The organism is Rickettsiales bacterium (assembly GCA_033762595.1).
Classification (GTDB): domain Bacteria; phylum Pseudomonadota; class Alphaproteobacteria; order Rickettsiales; family UBA8987; genus JANPLD01.
This window is the reverse complement of sequence record JANRLM010000102.1, coordinates 1-15528: the sequence shown is the minus strand read 5'-3', so window position 1 is coordinate 15528 and position 15528 is coordinate 1. Positions and strand designations below refer to the sequence as shown.

20 protein-coding genes are annotated in these 15528 nt (G+C 36.0%); 7 read left to right on the top strand and 13 right to left on the bottom strand.

Annotated features, from left to right (window positions below; genetic code table 11):
- Positions 1–519 (bottom strand): DNA (cytosine-5-)-methyltransferase (gene dcm / locus SFT90_07405; GenBank protein ID MDX1950304.1); only part of this gene is annotated, 519 nt, incomplete at its 3' end.
- Positions 520–635: 116 nt separating this feature from the next.
- Between dcm and SFT90_07400 the strand changes: the two genes are divergently transcribed.
- Entirely contained in the window at positions 636–941 is a 306-nt protein-coding gene (locus SFT90_07400; GenBank protein MDX1950303.1) for a DUF3489 domain-containing protein, read from the top strand.
- Here SFT90_07400 and SFT90_07395 read toward each other — a convergent pair.
- From SFT90_07395 to SFT90_07340, 12 genes are all read right to left on the bottom strand, one after another.
- On the bottom strand, positions 923–2170 hold the full coding sequence (locus SFT90_07395) for a DNA modification methylase (GenBank protein MDX1950302.1): 1248 nt from the start codon (positions 2168–2170) through the stop codon (positions 923–925). The genes SFT90_07400 and SFT90_07395 overlap by 19 nt on opposite strands.
- A 238-nt stretch (positions 2171–2408) precedes the next feature.
- The gene (locus tag SFT90_07390; protein ID MDX1950301.1) at positions 2409–3023 is read right to left on the bottom strand and encodes a Fic family protein; all 615 of its coding nucleotides are present in this window, start codon (positions 3021–3023) and stop codon (positions 2409–2411) included.
- Positions 3020–3250: a hypothetical protein gene (locus tag SFT90_07385; protein MDX1950300.1), complete on the bottom strand. Its 231-nt coding sequence runs from the start codon at positions 3248–3250 to the stop codon at positions 3020–3022. Before SFT90_07385 ends, SFT90_07390 begins: the two co-directional genes overlap by 4 nt.
- A gap of 47 nt (positions 3251–3297) precedes the next feature.
- A complete protein-coding gene (locus tag SFT90_07380; protein ID MDX1950299.1) occupies positions 3298–3873 on the bottom strand; it encodes a hypothetical protein in 576 nt (191 codons plus the stop codon).
- 92 nt (positions 3874–3965) lie between these two features.
- A complete protein-coding gene (locus SFT90_07375; protein ID MDX1950298.1) occupies positions 3966–4451 on the bottom strand; it encodes a DUF6362 family protein in 486 nt (161 codons plus the stop codon).
- Positions 4452–4847: 396 nt separating this feature from the next.
- Positions 4848–6944 (bottom strand): AAA family ATPase, encoded by a 2097-nt coding sequence (locus SFT90_07370; GenBank protein MDX1950297.1) that lies wholly within the window; start codon positions 6942–6944, stop codon positions 4848–4850.
- Positions 6944–7708, bottom strand: coding sequence for a hypothetical protein (locus tag SFT90_07365; protein ID MDX1950296.1), 765 nt, complete (start codon positions 7706–7708; stop codon positions 6944–6946). The genes SFT90_07370 and SFT90_07365 overlap by 1 nt, the downstream gene beginning before the upstream one ends.
- Before the next feature lie 35 nt (positions 7709–7743).
- Complete coding sequence (locus tag SFT90_07360; GenBank protein ID MDX1950295.1) at positions 7744–7953, bottom strand: DUF6511 domain-containing protein; 210 nt, start codon at positions 7951–7953, stop codon at positions 7744–7746.
- 186 nt (positions 7954–8139) lie between these two features.
- Positions 8140–8787 carry a hypothetical protein gene (locus tag SFT90_07355; protein ID MDX1950294.1) on the bottom strand — a complete coding sequence of 216 codons (648 nt, stop codon included), beginning with the start codon at positions 8785–8787 and terminating at the stop codon, positions 8140–8142.
- 9 nt (positions 8788–8796) lie between these two features.
- Positions 8797–9633 (bottom strand): ATP-binding protein, encoded by an 837-nt coding sequence (locus SFT90_07350; protein MDX1950293.1) that lies wholly within the window; start codon positions 9631–9633, stop codon positions 8797–8799.
- A complete protein-coding gene (locus SFT90_07345) occupies positions 9626–10096 on the bottom strand; it encodes a hypothetical protein (GenBank protein ID MDX1950292.1) in 471 nt (156 codons plus the stop codon). The genes SFT90_07350 and SFT90_07345 overlap by 8 nt, the downstream gene beginning before the upstream one ends.
- 118 nt (positions 10097–10214) lie before the next feature.
- Positions 10215–10766 (bottom strand): S24 family peptidase, encoded by a 552-nt coding sequence (locus SFT90_07340; protein ID MDX1950291.1) that lies wholly within the window; start codon positions 10764–10766, stop codon positions 10215–10217.
- Between the two features lie 101 nt (positions 10767–10867).
- On the opposite strand from SFT90_07340, the gene SFT90_07335 reads away from it, so the two are divergent.
- The 6 genes from SFT90_07335 to SFT90_07310 form a co-directional block, all read left to right on the top strand.
- Complete coding sequence (locus SFT90_07335; protein ID MDX1950290.1) at positions 10868–11569, top strand: hypothetical protein; 702 nt, start codon at positions 10868–10870, stop codon at positions 11567–11569.
- A 10-nt stretch (positions 11570–11579) separates the two neighbouring features.
- Positions 11580–12062: an arsenate reductase ArsC gene (locus tag SFT90_07330; protein MDX1950289.1), complete on the top strand. Its 483-nt coding sequence runs from the start codon at positions 11580–11582 to the stop codon at positions 12060–12062.
- Complete coding sequence (gene arsB / locus SFT90_07325) at positions 12059–13090, top strand: ACR3 family arsenite efflux transporter (protein ID MDX1950288.1); 1032 nt, start codon at positions 12059–12061, stop codon at positions 13088–13090. Before SFT90_07330 ends, arsB begins: the two co-directional genes overlap by 4 nt.
- 88 nt (positions 13091–13178) lie before the next feature.
- Positions 13179–13385, top strand: a complete 207-nt coding sequence (locus tag SFT90_07320) for a hypothetical protein (protein MDX1950287.1) — start codon at positions 13179–13181, stop codon at positions 13383–13385.
- Positions 13375–13788, top strand: coding sequence for a DUF2924 domain-containing protein (locus tag SFT90_07315; GenBank protein ID MDX1950286.1), 414 nt, complete (start codon positions 13375–13377; stop codon positions 13786–13788). Before SFT90_07320 ends, SFT90_07315 begins: the two co-directional genes overlap by 11 nt.
- A 3-nt stretch (positions 13789–13791) precedes the next feature.
- On the top strand, positions 13792–15528 hold a 1737-nt coding region (locus SFT90_07310; GenBank protein MDX1950285.1), incomplete at its 3' end, for a recombinase family protein.

Genomic DNA, 15528 nt, shown 5'->3' with positions numbered 1-15528 from the left:
GTTATTACTGAATCTCTGGCTGTTGGGGTAGGCAATGATCCAGATGCGATCTCTTCGGTGAGGCGCACCAACTGCGGAAGCAGGAATACAATGCCATTCTGCATCATACCCGATCTGCCACAAATCTTGAAGGACGGTAATAAGACCGTTACCTCTAAGGTTTGCCACATTTTCGATAATTGCATATTTGGGTTTGATTTCATTTATTAACCTTGCAAATTCTTTCCACAAACTTGATCTGCTACCTGTGATACCAGCTTTTTTGCCAGCAACTGAAATATCCTGACATGGAAAACCACCGCATATAACATCAATTTTTGAGTCGACTTTTTTGTAAATTTCTTCTGCGGTTAAAGATTTTATATCATCAAAAATTGGTACTTCAGGCCATCGCTTTTTTAGAATTTCAGTACAGAATTTGTCTATCTCACAAAATGATACAGTTCGCCAGCCAGCTCTCTCTGCACCCAAGGAAAAACCTCCAATTCCTGAGAATAAGTCCAATACAGTTAGCGACATTGTGGAGACAGTTTTGAATATTAGTGATTATAAAACTTCTTCTGCTTGATAAGCCTTCAAATAAGCGGCTTCATTGGCTTTGACGCTATTGCGTTGTAACCAAAAAGGAGAATAATATGCCTAAGAAAAATAAAAAAATTATTAAGAAGCCAGAATTGAAACCTCAAATAGAACCAACTATTGCAACTGAGGAGAAAGAAGTTTCAACACCTGAAAATTCATCTCAAAAGCCAATTTCTAAAAAACAAATAATGTTGATTTTACTAAAAGAAGGAACAACCATTGAAAAATTAATGCAAATGACAGGCTGGCAGAAGCACACTGTCCATGGCTCACTTGCTAATCTTAAAAAGCAACTAAACCTTCAAATTGAAACTTCAAAAAATGAAATAGGTGAGAGGTTTTATAAAGTTGCTTCCTGATTTAAATTTAAGACATTTTTATGCTCATCAAAACTTTTACTGGTGAGTTGATTAACAGCCTCCTTGCCAGTGAAATCTTGCCATCTCTTAACAATTACATCGCAATATTTAGGGTCTAGCTCTATCATGTAGCAATAACGCCCAGCTTTTTCACATGCAATAAGTGTTGAGCCTGAACCACCAAAGCAATCAAGAACGATATCTCGAGACTTACTTGAGTTTTCAATGGCTTTTTGCACTAACTCAACTGGTTTCATAGTTGGGTGTAAGTCATTAACTTTTGGCTTGTTAAAGTTCCACACATCACTTTGATTTCTATCACCGCACCAATAATGTTTATTTCCTTCTGGCCAACCATAAAGAATAGGCTCATACATTCTTTGATAATCACTTCTACCCATAGTAAAAGTGTGTTTTGCCCACATTATGAAGGTTGACCAATGCCCACCAGCATCTTTGAAAGATGAATATAATGTATGCAATTCAGATGAACTCATGCAGATGTAAATTGCTCCTTTGCAAACTGGTATAATGTTTTTGCATGAAGCAAATAAAAAATCGTAAAATCCAGCACCAAGATTATCATTTTTTATGGTGCGATTGTTACCACGAACCTTGTCTTTCATGGTTGCACCATAATTCACATTATATGGCGGGTCTGTAAAAACCATATCTGCCAATGTTCCATCTAACAGAATATCAAATGCTTCTTTTTTTGTAGAATCGCCACATAGTAATTTATGGTTACCAAGCACCCAAACATCACCAAGTTTGCTAATGGCAGTTTCCTCTAATTCAGGAACTGCATCTTCGTCAGTATTTCCACTACCTAATTCAGCGGCAAGAATTTTATTAAGCTCATCTAAGTCAAAGCCTGTTAAATCCAAATCAAAATCGGCATTTTTTAAATCAACCAATTCTAAACTCAAAAGCTCATCATCCCATTCAGCTTCTTCATTAGTACGATTATCAGCGATGCGATAAGCCTTGATTTGTGATTCAGATAAACCTTCCGCAATATGCACAGGAACTTGTTTAAAACCTAATGCTAAAGCCGCCATCAACCGAGTATGACCAACTATGATTGTAAAAGTTTCATCTACAACTATCGGCTGGCGGAAACCAAATTCTTTTATTGATGCCGCAACCTTTGCAACTGCCCCTTCATTCTTGCGTGGATTTCTGGCATAGGGAATTACCTTGGTAATTTCTACCAATTCTACTTTCATATTTTTTTAGTGATTATAGTTTAAAATTCAGACGAAACGAAATGCACTTGAAAATTTTTATTATTTTTATTTCGGAGACATTTCGTTTTTTGAAAATGCGCTATCTAAGTACAGCAAGGCTTTGCTCAAGAAAAAACGAAACGAAATGCAAAATTATTTTTATAGTCTAGGAAGCTCTCGGGGTGGCGCGTTACCCGCGACCCCACCCCCATGGGAGTACCTTTTATATTTCAAAGGGTTAGGCGGATTTAACAATGATATCATTGAAAATTTCAGTCATTGGTAAGTAGTTGCACTTTGTTCCAGCTATTGACGCTTCTATTTGTTCTTTAGAAGTTGCTTCAGTTTTAAACCACTGGATATCATACCCACATCTTCTTGCTATCTCAGAAAACAAAATCCTTTGCGTTCTTCCATTGCCCTCACGAAAAGGGTGAAGCATGTTAAGCTCGCAAAAGTAATATGCTAAGCGCTCACAAAGATTTTCTTTATCTAATGAGGTTAAGTAATTTTCTTTTTTTAAATCATTAAAGATTTCTTTAGCAGATGATTCAATATATTCAGGATGAGCAAACATTGTTGTGCCCTTTGCCATTTGCACGGTCCTTATCTGTCCAGCCCAGCTAAAAACTTTATCAAAGAATATCTTATGAATCTTTTTCCAAAGGTTTAAATCTACAACATCATTTTTAATTGCATCAGGGAACTTTAGTAAAACAAGCCTGATAATGTTTTTTTCAAACAAATCTAAATCTTCCTGATTTTTAATTTCAGGTATATTTTTTAATACTTCACTGTTTGGATATTGGTATGAATCTGAACCGCTCCAATAATTTTCATTATCTTGGTTCATTTGTTAAATGCTAATTCTGTGCAAAGGCTAATATATTCACTGTCTGAAATCTTGCCATAAATTACTAAATTATGAAGCCTTTTATCAAAATTATCCTCGCTTAACCCTTCAATTTTGTTGAGAGCGGTTAAATCATCAGACAGCCTTTGTCTACGAGATATTTCTGTTTCAGAAACAGAAGATATCCTTGATTCAAACTCACTGATTTTTTGTATAATTGCTTCCATACCTCCATTATAGCACAAACTATAAAAATAGGGCAAGAATTTTAGTGTTATTTTGCTGAATTTAATGCTCTTTCTAGAGCCTCTTTGAACTTTGTTGCAAATACTTCCAAAGCTTTCTTGTGAGCCATTTCTTTAAAGCCAAAACGCTTTTTAATGACAGCTTGCTTGGCAAGCACATAAAGCAAGACCAATTTGGTCTTTCCAATTTTCTTAAAAATACCAGATTTGTTTTTGAATACATTTTTCTGGTCTAGTAATTCTCTAGCACCACCAGATTTGCGGTATTTCTTAGCCACTGCTTTAGATGGCACTGCAAGCCTGTGGGTTTTTGGAGTTTTAACACCGCCTTCCTCTTGAATGTCAGCAAAATAGGCATTGGTGTAAACTTTGGCTTTGAGGTTATCTTTTTTAGCAGGGGTGATTTTAATTCCAGTTGGTTGCTGTTTTAACCACCATTTTTTGGTAACATTAAACTTTTGCGGTATTTGTTTTTGAATTTCTTCCTGACACTCAATTGCGGTTTTAGTTAGACTTAATGCAGTTGCAAATGGGATTTGTTTTTTTTGGATATTGTCTAAATCTTTGGTGAATTCTTTGATGTTATCTTTGACTAAAAAGTCCACTTTTTCCGTACCACTCCCGATTATATTTAGAGATATAACAAAAAATGTTTCAAATGTCTCATACTAAAGTGTTGCAACATTTTTAACCGCATTCAACCGCCATTTAAACGAGAAGAAATTTTCGCTAATGCAAGTTTATAATATCTCCAAACAGTAGATTTATCGCAACCAAATTCATACTGAATTATTTTCCAGCGAATATTCATAGCCCGTTTCCAGATGATTTTTCTTTCTCGCTCATTAAGCCAAGATGACCATTCAATAACTTGATCAAGCCTTGATATTTCTGATGGCGTAGCACGAAGCTTTCTACCAATTACCTCTTGTTGCAGAACTTCATTGGGTGAATATTTCATTTGAGGCCAGAGGTTGAAATAACCTTGAACCTTAACATCAGGAAGTTTTTTAAGTGTTGCTACTGCTTCTTCAAACCTGAGTTCAACCATTTCATCAGTCCATTTGCTTGGATGGTTTTTCAAATAATCATCATTTTCTTTTTGTGGAAGAATATTTACCGCTTTCTTTTTGCTAAAATCATGTGGTATTGCTTGATACATTCCTTCGTAATATTTAACCATAAAAACTCCCTAGATTGATTGTTTAAAAATTTTGATGCTCGCCTTCTTGCTTCGCCCACTTCGTGCAGATTCTCTGTCAAATTTTTCTTGCTGAAAAATTTTCGGCGCAACTCCCTCGACCGAGGATGAAGAATTGCCGAATTTTAACATTCGGCATTCTCTCCCGTAGGGAGAGAGGAAAAGTGACCCCACTACCCAACTTCGCAAGATGAGCCTGCAAACTGCCTTTCCGAGTAGTGGGGTAGTTGGGTGTTGAAGTGGGGTATACTCCACTACCCAACTTAATAACCTATTGAATTTTAAGCGTTCATAGTGGGGTATAGTGTTGTAGTGGGGTAGTAGCGTCCCTATTTTTTGAAGTGGGGTATTGATGTTTTTTGATGCAAATTTCATAAATTAATCTCCGTAATTTTCAGATTGGGTTCCCAAATTTTGGGTTATCCAAATTTTAGGATTTTCAACTTCAAGTTTGACACCACTTGAAGGGCATTTGAAATGTGTAGGTAAAACCTCGATAAAATCTTCTGTATCTGAAACTCTAAGACGCATATTCTTCACGCACATAAAGCCATATGGACTTTTGACATGCGCATTAATTCCAAGCTCTTTGTAATTTTTGAAAAACTTAATATGACCTTTGGTTGCCAATACATCTAAGCGGTTTTTGATAGAATCTTTACCACCTAAACCTGCTTTATTTTCAAAATGCTCAGAAAATTGACGCATGGTGTAAACATTACCAATCTCTGCTTCTTCATAGATAATTTGCAATATAACATCTTGCTTGCGATCTCGCTCTGCATCAAGTTTACGCCCTAATTCCCTTTGTGCGATGCGTTGCGTATTGATGTTAGTTTCTGTCCATACACCATCAATTTTATCAATGATTTTGGTTTTAATACCTGCGCCATTTCTAAGTTCAAAATAGAGTTGTCGCTCTGGTTTATTTTCATCAGGGCGATATAGCATTAAGCCCGTTGAATAATAACTACGCAAAGAACCCGCACCTGAAAGCGATTGAAAAGGATCTTCCTCAAATGATTTTTTATTAAGTTTTCTAGTGTGATGAACAAGGACAACTCCAGCATCTGGATTTACTAAGTTTTTGAATCGTTCAACTCTATCTTTTAAGAATGTCAGCATTGAAGAATTATCATTTTCACTGCCATTTGCACCCGCATCAAAAACATTTCGTATTGGGTCAATAACCAATATATCTGGTTTATTTGCTCCAAAAAACTCATTTACATCTTTGGCAAGTGATGGAACGGTTTTTTCATCTAACAACAAATGTAACTGCGGTGTAATTGCCAAATTTGAACCAACAGCTTCATGATCAATATAATCTAATTCAATAGATTTTATTCTCTCACGCATGTAAAAATATCCAACCTCTGTTTGTAGATAAAATATCCTGAGAGCCTTTGCAGGTGTCATTCCTAAAAATGATTTTCCTGCAGACATATGCGTTAATAAAGAAAGCAAAAAATCAGTTTTTCCAACTTTAGGAGCACCACCCAAAACCATAATTCCACTTGGTGTAAGTATGCGAGGAGCAATTAAATCCTCTGGCATTGGTGTTTCATCAGCATGATAATCTTTAAAGAAATATATTGGTGTTTTTTGCCTACCTACAGTAACAGCAGTTTTCAAAAATGAGGTTACATCAACACCATCACGAATTGCATCATATGCATCATATTTGAGTTGCCACACCTGCGGTGGGCAGAGTTTTTTTATTGATGAGCAAATACCCGCAAGGTGTTCTGCAACTTTGTTGCCGTATTCAATGCCAGCTTCATCATTATCTGGCCACACAATTACATTCTTATTTTTAAGAGGTAACCAGTCAGTTTTATCTATTGGAGCTTTTGCACCATTCATTGCAGTGGTTGCACATATTCCAATGTCAATTAAGGCTTGAGCAGATTTTTCACCTTCAACCAAAACAACTTCATTGCTTTTGCTAATTCCAACTTGGTTATATAAGGGGCGAATTTCAGGGGTTTTCTGCTTTCTTTTTACTGCGTCCCACGGGCGATATTCTTTGCCAGTTTCTGTATCATAGCGATAAACACAGGCGATAAGTTTTCCTGATGCATCTGTATAATCCCATTTGCCAGTATATGCGCCTAGATTATCAGTTGGTGGTTGCTTCTTTTTATTTTGCTCTTGATGAATTGTTTTATTACTAACATGCCCAAGACTTAACCAATCTCTAAGTTGTTTAATAATTTCAGGGAACTGAGATTCAACATCAAGGTTGTTTTTTAACGCCCATAAATCAAATATATCGCCACCTTCACCTGTCGCAAAATCATTCCACAAACCTGCTTTGCTACCAGATAATTCAACGACCAAACTATCACCTTTGTCACCATGGATATTGCCAATTAAAAACTGATTTCCCTTGGTCATGCCAAGTGGAAATAAATAATTAAGAATTGGCTTTATATTACTTAATACACGGCTTTTTACCTCTGAAGATGTCATTATGCCCTCCAGCAGGTCTTATTGTAGCTACACATCTTGCATTCAAAGTAACACGGGTCGTTTGATATTTTCGGAAGAGTTTCTCCAGCCTCAGAAGCAGCAATAATATTCACAGCTCTATCACTGCTATTTTGTGCTAGTTGTTGATTAAATGGAATTAGCTCATGATAAATTTCTGAATTATCTTTATTAACGGCAGTAAACCAACAATGGTTATTTGAGATGCCAGCAATTGTGCCTTCCATATATGCCTGATAAGTAGCAATTTGCGCTGCATAAATTGGCTTTGAAATCACTAAACCTTTTTTAACTGTTTCATTAAAATATTTGTTATTCATTGATTTACACTCCCACAGCATTGGAAATGTAAGATTATATTTTGCAATAAGTGATGCAGGTGCAGAATTTATAATGCCATCAACATGACCACGAATTTTACCACCAAGAACTGAAAATCCAAACTGACTGCCATCTGATTTATTAGTGTATAATTCTAGCCCAGCCATTTTTAACCAGTTTATAGCAAGCTGCTCTATATTATGGCCAAGCTCAAATATGCGTAATTTATCACCAGTAAATTCCTTCTCTTCATCTTTTGGAACATTCAAATACTCATATTGCAAAGCACGAGAGCAAGCCACACCAAGCCTTGATGCACCTAGGTAATTCCTAGCAGGTGATTGCATTCTTTGTTTTTGAATTTCTGTATCTATGAGTGCGTTAACATCTTCATAGAATTTCGGTCTGTGATTAAAATCTAGCATAAAAATAATATTTAAAATTGTGAAATCTGTACCTGCTAAAAAGGGATGTCATCATCAATAAAATCAGAGCTTGCTTTAATTAAGCTGTCTTGAAATGCGGTAACTACTACTTCAATAAGACCTAAAATTTGCTGCTTAGAATAATTGCCAACAGGTACATTAAATCCAATTTCCCCTACATATTCCGCAACAGGTTTCAAAGCAGCCTCAACGGCTAGTTGTTCGTTTTTGGTTTTGTTGATCATATGGTTTCCGCATTTGAAAAGATTGAAGTATTGATTCTGACAGAGTTTGGAGCAAAATCTTCGCAGGGATTTTCTGCGACCCTGTGTGCAAGGTTTTGTACTTGGATCATAAAATCCAAATCCTCGTGTTTCTCTTCCACAAACATCACACACATTGCCAAACATTCCTCTATCTCCGTTAATAATTTATGCCCAAGATGGCTTGTTTGCTGTAGGCACATGGCTAACCCTTTGCTGATTGTTAGGAGTTTGATTTAACGGCGCTTGATGGTGCTGAACTGGATTTCTATTTTGCTGATGAAAGCCAGTCTGCGGCTGTGGCTGTTGCGGTTGCAAATTTGTATTGCTGTTTAAACCATAATAAGCTTTGTAATCTCTACTATCAGGTGAAACAGCAAATCTAATTTCATTTGCGTTATCTTTAACCTCAATTTTTGCTAAAAATTCAATGCCATCAAGTTCAGAAAGGCTGTTAATTTTTCTGGAGTTTTGCGCTTGCGGTGAATTATCTTTATCAGAAATACCTCGTGCAGAATTTAATATGGCACGAATAAATGACCTACCCATATTGCCCCATTCAGGCTTGCCAGTAGAGCTTTCTAAGCCAATCATTGACCACACTTTGCGTTTAGCAAAAGCACCTTCTAAAATCACAAATTCACAGTAAAGATAAATTGAACCAGTTTGCTCGCTTTGCGTTGCATATCCTCCCTCCCAGCCTTTTGAATAATCATCATAACCACCGGGCTTGATGTTCATTCTTACTTTTGCAATTGTGCCAGATGGTATTAAATCATATTGTGATTCAGCATCGTTAAAATCATTCCAAGACATAGTATTCTCCTAGTTATTAAGTTGATAATTAAAATTTGTAGTGCGTTTGCTTGCAGTAATTTTCTGCATAAGATTGCCCAGATGCGGTTGCTCAATCAGCTCTAAAGTGCCGCTTCTGTCTTTTGCTGGAAAGCCGTAAGGGTTTAAGGTTTGGCAAATAAATGCCCTGAAAAACGAACCATCTTCAGATTTGATATCTGTCATGGTTACAACCTGATCAACAATGCCAGGAAGCTCCAATCCAGTTTTTGAACCTTCAATTTGTGGCTGAAAAAATCTGCGATTAAAATCATCAGTTTTTTCATCTAAGATTCCTACAAACCAGATATTTTTGCCTCTGGTATGTTGCAGGTGCGTTAGCCAAGAAATCATCTCTTGCCCTTGCAAACCATAAGTTCCACGAGTATCTGGTTTACCTGTTTTTTCACTAAAGGATTGCGGTTGTCCTTTGCACCATTGGAAGCACAGACGACCTGCAACAGTTATTGAATCAATGAAAATGGTTTCGTATTTATCTAATGCAGAAGGGTCACCAAATTTTGCACAAACAGCATCATAATGCGCTTGTGAATATGGTTGATCATCTCTAAGTGCTGGATTTGGTCCGCCAATAAATACGGCAAAATCTCTGCATTCTTGCCAAGTTTTAGGGCGAATGGAATCTCCGCCCCAACCTTCAACAGCTAAATCACCAGCCTCAAGATCAAAAAACAAAGTGCTGTTTGCATCTATAGTCCACAGTAAAGAAGTTTTACCAATTCCGCTTTTACCAAAGATGCAACCTTTGATGCCTTTAGTTTCTTTCTGCCTTTCATCCGCTGAAATAATTGGGAGTTTATTACTCATGAGAACCCCCAGCTTTGATGAAGATTTTTGCTTTGCCGTTTTTTAGCTCTCTGGCTTCTGAAAATCTTTCTCTAATAATTTCTGGCCAGCTCGAATATTTCTTCTCTGAAATGTTATAAGAAATATCAATATACTGCTCTGGTTTATCGCCAGCACTCTCCAAGTTTTGATAAATCACAGATAGTTTATTCTGATCCCAGTCAATTTTTTTAGGTAAATCCTCGATGATGATATAACCATCATCTTCCAGGTTTATTACACCATGGGTTTTGCCTAAACTTTGCCTTGATGATTCAAGTCGCTTAGAATATTTTTCTAATATTGCTGCATCAATCCATTCAGCAATATTCTTAGCGTTAGTTAGGTTTTCTGAAGCTTGCTGTTTTAACCTTTGTAAATCAGCAGGCGGATACATAGCAAGTGCTGCTATGCTTGTTACAGGTACTTCTTGAAGTGTTATCATTGTTTTCTCCTTTTTTGGTTAACCCGTGTTTGGGTAAAAGGAGATTGCAAAATTTCACTTGTGGATGTCCTGTGGATTGGTTAGGGAGCAACTAGGGATAGGTTGTGGATAGGCTGTACTAACCTTTATTAATAATATAATTCACCACACCCCAGATTTTAGATGATTCTTTTTTAGGTATATTAATTACATTGTATTTTGGATTTTTAGAGTGCGGAATTAGTTGCAACGCATCACCAGTTTTTCTAAGGCTTTTAACAGTTGCTTCACCATCAATTATTGCAACAACAATATCACCGCTTTTTGCTGGCGTTACAGTATCTACAACCAACTTACTGCCGTCAAAAATTCCAACTTCAGTCATTGAATCACCTTTTGCAGTTAATACATAGGTTGATTCTCTGTCTTTAATTAGCATGTCGTTAAAGTTTATATACTCATCAACCTCATTTTGAATTTCAACTGGAACGCCAGCTGGAATATTTGTATCAAAAAAAGGCACTTTGAAACCTTTGTTTTTTATAAAATTAATTACATCATCAAAAAGGCTTTCTGGAATTCTCAAAGGTCTGGTTGATTCTCCGTGAGGGCCATCACCTTTCTTCCTTCCTGCGTTTGGTCTTGCTCCACCTCTTTGTTTCTTAACCGCTTCTGTGCTTGCTTTTTTCATATGTTGTAATTTTATTTGAATAATGAACATTTATCATATTGACATCAGCTATATGAATAATGTACAAATTTCAATATCAAACTCCTAAAATTTCAAAAATTATGGCATTTCCTCCTCAAATATTTTATACCATAGATGAAGTTGCAACCGAGTGGAATGTACCTTCAAGCACGATTACAAAGGCAATTTTATCCTCAAATCTACTGTGTCATTTTTGGCTCGATAAGGTAGTGGTTTATCATTTTACTGAAGAAGATGAGGGTAATACTTCTAGAGTTAGTAAAAATTTGAAGTCTATAAATGGCTATATGCCTATGTATGAAGAAGATTGCAGAATTTTATTCAAGCAAAAACAAATAGCCTTAAGAAGGTTCAGAGGTAATAATTGCAATGAATATTATTGGCTACCTCAAAGGGCTGTAGATGTTTTTGTGCAGCCTGATGATTTAGTTATTTTAAGAGAAGAAAAAGAAAGGTTTGAAGAATTGCATGAGTTGAAGCCAAAGAAATCAAAATTAGTAAGCTCTCTAAATATTGATTCTAAAAACTCATTTGAGTTCTCAGCAGATTTCAGGGAAGTAAAAATTAATGGTGAGTATTTTGGGCTTGGTGAAATGCAAGCGAACATAGTAAAATACTTATACGAAGCCAGCAAAACAGACCTACCTTGGGTTAATGGCAAAAAACTTCTGCAAAATGTTAACTCTAACTCATTTGTAATGAGAGATGTTTTCAAAAGCCATTCTAACTGGAAAAACTTGATTCTATCTGATGGTAAAGGTAGATATAGGTTAAATATATAATGCCAAAATAATGAAAAATATTTTATTTTTATGCACGCATAATTCTTGCCGCTCGGTGATGGCTGAAGGCTTGATGCAACATTATGGCAAAGGCAAATTTACTGCATATTCCGCGGGCAGTTTTCCTTCAGGTAATATAAACCTAAAAGCAATTCAAATTCTCAAGAAAAATAAGATTAAAGCTGATTATGATAATTTTAAGAGCCAATCTTGGGATGATTTTGAAAATATAAAAATGGATATTGTAATCACAGTATGTGATAGTGCTGCAGGTGAAACTTGCCCGCTGTTTTTAGGTGGCTCAGTTAAAGCTAATTGGGGTGTTTTTGACCCATCGCAGACAAAAGGTAGTGAAGCGGAAATTGAAATATCTTTTCAAGATGCTTTTGAAATTTTACAAAAAAGAATATTGGCTTTAGTTGATTTAGATTTGAATAATTTTACAAAAGATGAACTAAAACAGGAATTAGATAAAATTGGAAAATTAATATGACTCAGAAAAACAAATCGCCACTAGGAATTTTTGAAAGGTATCTATCAATATGGGTTGGGTTATGCATTGTTTTTGGTATAATGCTTGGCCACTTGTTGCCTTCTGCATTTCAATCTATTGCTCACTTTGAATATGCAAATGTAAATTTTGTTATCGCTGTTTTTATATGGGTTATGATTTACCCAATGATGGTAAATGTAGATTTTTCTAAAATAAAAGAAGTTACTAAGCAACCAAAAGCGTTTGTAATAAGTTTTATAGTAACTTGGCTAATTATGCCCTTTAGCATGGTAGCACTTGGGGTTTTATTTTTACAAAATATTTTTGCTGATTTTATTTCCGTTGAAGATTCAAAACAATATGTTGCAGGGTTAATACTTTTAGGCGCAGCACCCTGTACGGCAATGGTTTTTGTTTGGAGCAAACTAGCTGATGGCAACGCAAATTATACGCTTGTTCAAGTTGCGTTAAATAACATTATTATGATATTTGCTTATGCTCCAATAGTTGCTTTTTTACTTGGTGCTACAGACATTACAATTCCATGGGATACACTTATTTTATCGGTAGTTTTATATGTTTTAATTCCTATGCTTGCGGGTTATTTCACTCGTAAAAAACTATCAGAGCAAAAACTAAATTCATTTTTAAATCACTTAAAACCATATTCTGTAATTGGCTTATTAGCTACTGTTGTTCTATTATTTGGCTTTCAAGCGGAAACTTTATTGCAAAAGCCGCTGGTGATAGCAATGATTGGCCTACCAATAATTATCCAAAGTTTTTTAATGTTTGGTTTGGCTTATTTCTTGATGTGTAAAGCAAAAATTCGTCATGATATTGCAGCGCCTGCATCCTTTATTAGCGCATCTAACTTCTTTGAACTTGCCGTTGCGGTTGCAATTAGTTTATTTGGACTAAATTCAGGAGCCGCCTTAGCAACTGTAGTTGGCGTTTTAGTTGAAGTGCCAGTTATGCTTTGGCTGGTAAATATTGCAAATAAAACGAAAAATAAATTTATACTTTAAACAGCCCATCCCCATCTGCTCCCTAACCAATCCCCAAGACATCCACAGGTAAAACTTGGCAAGTTGCACATAAAAAATTATGTGCGTTATGTCAGATATTTCACCTTACAAATTATCACCAGATGAGAGGGCAATTGAGGTTGCCGCAATATTTTCAAAGGCATTTTTGAGGCTCAAAGAGCGAGAGAAGGCAAGTAATAAATCTGCAAATAATCACTCTCATTCAACTGGACTAGAGAGCGGTTCGAAGCATGTGTTGGATACCAATTTTATGGAGAAACCGCATGCAAAATAATGTAGCAAAACAGCTAGTGGATTTGAAAAAGAAAACTCACCCAGAGCTAAAACAAATATGGCGGGATTTATATAATTCTGAACCACCTGAATATAAATCAGATTATTTATATCGCAGGCTTGCTTATAGAGTTCAGGAAATAGCTTGCGGTGGCTTGAGCGATGAAACTAAAAAGGCGATTAAAAATCTTCAGAAAGGAAAAACATCAGGAAGGAATAAAGATTACCTTCCGCCAGTTGGAACGCAATTAATACGGAATTTTCAGGGGGTTGAACATAGGGTTACCATACTGCCAGATGGTTTTGAGTACCTTGGAAGAAAATTCAAAAGTCTTTCAATTATCGCAAGGACTATAACGGGCGTTCATTGGTCTGGTCCTGTATTTTTTGGTTTAAAGAGGTAGCCTATGAATGAAACTAATAAAATCATAATAAAAAAACGCTGTGCCATCTACACCAGAAAATCTAACGAAGAAGGTTTGGAGCAAGAATTTAACAGCTTAGATTCTCAGAGGGAGGCAGGTGAAGCATATGTTTTAAGCCAAAAGCATGATGGTTGGGTTTTAATGCCAGATAGATATGATGATGGGGGTTACAGTGGCGGTAACACGGAACGCCCTGCATTAAAAAGGCTTTTTGCTGATATTGAAAATGGCTTAATTAATATTGTGGTTGTTTACAAAATTGATAGGCTTTCACGCTCGTTGGTGGATTTTGTAAAAATGGTGGAGTTTTTTGATAAGCATAATGTTAGCTTTGTTTCTGTAACGCAGAGTTTTAACACTCAGAATTCTATGGGCAGGTTGATGCTGAATGTGCTACTATCATTTGCACAATTTGAAAGAGAGGTTACCGCAGAACGCATCAGAGATAAAGTTGCTGCCTCAAAGAAAAAAGGAATGTGGATGGGTGGGCCAGTGCCACTTGGCTATGATGTAAAAAACCGCAAGCTAATTATAAATATTGAGGAAGCAGAAATTGTTCAGAAAATTTTCAACAGATATTTACAAACTAGCTCTGTAATAACAATATTAAGAGAGCTAAACAAAGCTGGCTACACAACAAAATCATATGTTTCTCAAAGTAATAAATTTCACAAAGGAAAAGAATTCAGTAAAAATACCGTTTGGAAAATATTAAATAACCCAGTTTATACTGGCAAGATAAGCCATAAAGGTGAAATTTACGAAGGTGAGCATCAAGCAATAATTGATGAGAAAACTTGGAATTTGGCACAGAATCAAGCACAAGGCAAAATTGCAAACAAGCAAAGAACCTCCATTAAAACCCAAAATACAACGCTTTTGAAAGGCTTGATGTTTGATGTTGAGGGTTTTGCTATCTCGCCAACCTACTCAAAAAAGAAGGGGAAGATTTACAGATATTATGTTAGCCAAAAAGCTGTGAAAAAAGGTTTTGATAAATGCCAAATTAAAAATATTCCAGCTGAGGAAATTGAATCGATAGTTTTATATCAAGTCAGGCAGATTTTAACCTCCACAAAAATGATGATGAAAGTTTATGGCAATATCATCAAGGAATATCCACAGCTATCGCAAGATGAATTTAAAAACCTGATAGAGAATTTTGATGGCATATGGGACGAGTTATTTCCAGCGGAGCAACAGAAGATTCTGCAATTACTCATCAATAAAATTACGGTTTACACTGATAAAGTTGAGATTGAATTTTTACCGCTTGGCATAATTGATTTTGCAAACAGGGTTGGTGGTGGCGTGCAAATATCAAAAGAAACCAATAATATTTACGAGCCATATAAACTTACAATTCCAGTAAATTTTGTTCACGGAAAAGGGCAGAAGTTTTTGATAACCCCATCAGGGCAGGAATATCAAGCACCTTCAAAACCTGCATATGATAATAGCATGATAAAAGCCATCTGCAGGGCGTTTGAATGGCAAGCCCAAATTAACAAAGGCAAATACAGGACAGCTAAGGAAATCGCAGAGGCAGAGGGTTTAAGTAGGTCTTATGTTTCAGATGTCTTAAGGTTAAACTTACTTTCACCAGAAATTATAAATGCCATCATCACTGGCAAACAACCGAGAAGCCTAACGCTATTAAGTCTAATGAACAAATTCCCACTAAGCTGGGAAGAACAAAAAGTTTATTTTGAACTAAAT